The sequence below is a fragment of the Micrococcus sp. HSID17227 genome, from assembly GCF_003989405.1.
GTDB classification, from domain to species: Bacteria; Actinomycetota; Actinomycetes; order Actinomycetales; family Micrococcaceae; genus Micrococcus; species Micrococcus luteus.
On sequence record NZ_RBLN01000304.1, the window covers coordinates 1 to 2,459 of the forward strand.

General features: G+C 75.7%; 2 protein-coding genes. Both read left to right on the top strand.

The genetic code is table 11. From position 1 onward, the window contains the following. Positions 1-171 precede the first annotated feature (171 nt). Positions 172-630 carry a 23S rRNA (pseudouridine(1915)-N(3))-methyltransferase RlmH gene (locus D8M29_RS11075; protein WP_174233347.1) on the top strand — a complete coding sequence of 153 codons (459 nt, stop codon included), beginning with the start codon at positions 172-174 and terminating at the stop codon, positions 628-630. Further along, a partial coding sequence (locus tag D8M29_RS11080; protein WP_127445980.1) for a DEAD/DEAH box helicase occupies positions 627-2,459 on the top strand: 1,833 nt, incomplete at its 3' end. The genes D8M29_RS11075 and D8M29_RS11080, both read left to right, overlap by 4 nt.

Here is a 2,459-nt window from a genome sequence, read left to right on the forward strand (position 1 = left end):
GTCCGGTCTCCCGAGGCCGAGCGCGGCGCGGCGGGACACCCGCGCGGACCGTGCGGTCGACGTCATGGGCCCCCTTCCGGTGCGGAGCCAGGCACCCCGCCCCGGCGAGCGTAGCCGAGCGGCGGGGGCCGACCCCCGTACCCTGTCCGCCGCCGGTGCGATCATGGGGCCATGTCTGTTCGGGTGCTGGCCATCGGCAAGAAGCATGAGGCGTGGGTCGTCGACGGGATCGACCGCTACGAGCGGCGCCTCAAGAGGCCCTACGACCTCTCGTGGCGTCTGCTGCCGCACTCCGCGCGGCAGGAGGAGGCGGCGCGCACGGAGGAGTCGGACCGGATCCTGGGCGCGGTCGGCGCGGACGAGCACCTGATCCTGCTGGACGAGCGGGGGACGGCGTTCGACTCGCCGGGCCTGGCGCGGCACCTGCAGGGCCGGTTCGACGTCGGTGCCCCGGTGACGATGGTGATCGGAGGCGCGTACGGGGTGGACGCCCGGGTCCACGCCCGCGCGGACCGCGTCTGGTCCCTGTCCCCGCTCGTCTTCCCGCACCAGCTCGTGCGGCTGATCCTGGCGGAGCAGGTCTACCGCGCCCAGGAGATCTCCGCCGGCCGACCGTACCACCACGCATGAGCGGGCCCGCGGAGACCGCAGCGGGCACGGCCACGCCCGCGGCCGACGTCGTCCTGGGCCGGTTCACCGAGCCCACGCGCGCCTGGTTCACGGGCGCGTTCGAGGCCCCGACGCCGGCCCAGCTCGGCGCGTGGGACGCGATCTCCTCGGGGCGGCACGCGTTGGTGATCGCGCCGACTGGCTCGGGCAAGACCCTCTCCTCCTTCCTCTGGGCGCTCGACTCGTTCGTGCGCGAGCCCGCCACCGAGGGGACGGCGGCCACCCGCGTCCTCTACGTCTCGCCGCTGAAGGCGCTCGGCGTGGATGTGGAGCGGAACCTGCGGGCCCCGCTGGTGGGCATCACGCAGACCGCCGCGCACCAGGGCAGGCCCGTGCCGCGCGTGCGGGTGGGTGTGCGCTCCGGGGACACCCCGGCGGCCGAGCGGCGGCGCCTGCAGCAGGATCCGCCGGACATCCTCATCACCACGCCCGAGTCGCTGTACCTCATGCTCACCTCGCAGGCCCGAGCGGCGCTGGCCGGGGTCCGCACGGTGATCGTGGACGAGGTGCACGCCGTGGCCGGGACCAAGCGCGGCGCCCACCTGGCCGTCTCCCTCGAGCGCCTGGACGCCCTGCTGGACACGCCGGTGCAGCGGATCGGCCTGTCCGCCACGGTCGAGCCGGCCGCCGAGGTGGCCCGGTTCCTCGGCGGCACGCAGCCGGTGACGGTGGTGCGGCCCGCCTCGGCCAAGCGCTGGGACCTGACGGTCACGGTGCCGGTGCCGGACCTGACGGACCTCTCCTCCCCCGCCGCAGCCCACGACCTGGGGCCCGGCTCCTCGACGGGCGGGCTCGGCGACGAGGGCGCGGTGACGGGCGGGTCCATCTGGCCGCACGTCGAGGAGCGGATCGTGGACCTGGTGGCCGAGCGGCGTTCCACGCTCGTGTTCGCCAACTCCCGGCGCCTGGCCGAGCGCCTCACCGGCCGGCTCAACGAGATCTGGGAGGCCCGCGCCGAGGCGGCCGCCGCGGCCGAGCACCCGGACGCCGTCCCCGGCTTCCGCACACCGGACCCGACCGGCTTCCACGGCCCCGCCCAGGTGGCCGGGCAGACCGGCACGGGATCGGGCACCGTCTCCGACTTCGCCCGCGCCCACCACGGCTCCGTGTCCAAGGAGCAGCGCGCCATCGTCGAGGAGGCGCTGAAGACCGGCCAGATCCGCTGCGTCGTGGCCACGAGCTCGCTGGAGCTGGGCATCGACATGGGCGCGGTGGACCAGGTGATCCAGGTCGAGTCGCCGCCCTCGGTGGCCTCCGGTCTGCAGCGCGTGGGCCGCGCCGGCCACCAGGTGGGCGAGGTCTCCCGGGGCGTGTTCTTCCCCAAGCACCGGGGCGACCTCGTGGACACCGCCGTCGTGGCCGAGCGCATGACGGCCGGGCGCATCGAGTCGCTGCGGATCCCCGCCAACCCGCTGGACATCCTCGCCCAGCAGACCGTGGCCGCCGTCGCCGTCGCGGACCTGGACGCACAGGGGTGGTTCGACCTCGTGCGCCGGTCCGCGCCGTTCGCGACGCTGCCGTTCTCCGCCTACGAGTCCGTGCTCGACCTGCTGGCCGGCCGCTACCCCTCGGACGAGTTCGCCGAGCTGCGCCCGCGCATCCTGTGGGACCGGGAGAACGGCACGCTCGCCGCCCGCCCCGGCGCCCAGCGCCTCGCGGTCACCTCGGGCGGCACCATCCCGGACCGCGGCCTGTTCGGGGTGTTCCTGGCCTCCGACGGCGGCGCGGATGGCACCCCCGGCGGCGCGGCGGCCGGGGACACGGCCGAGTCGGCGGGCACCGCGTCCGCG

Coding starts and splice junctions, on each gene's coding strand:
- D8M29_RS11075 (WP_174233347.1), top strand. CDS start 172: ATGTCTGTTCGGGTGCTGGCCATCGGCAAGAAGCATGAGGCGTGGGTC.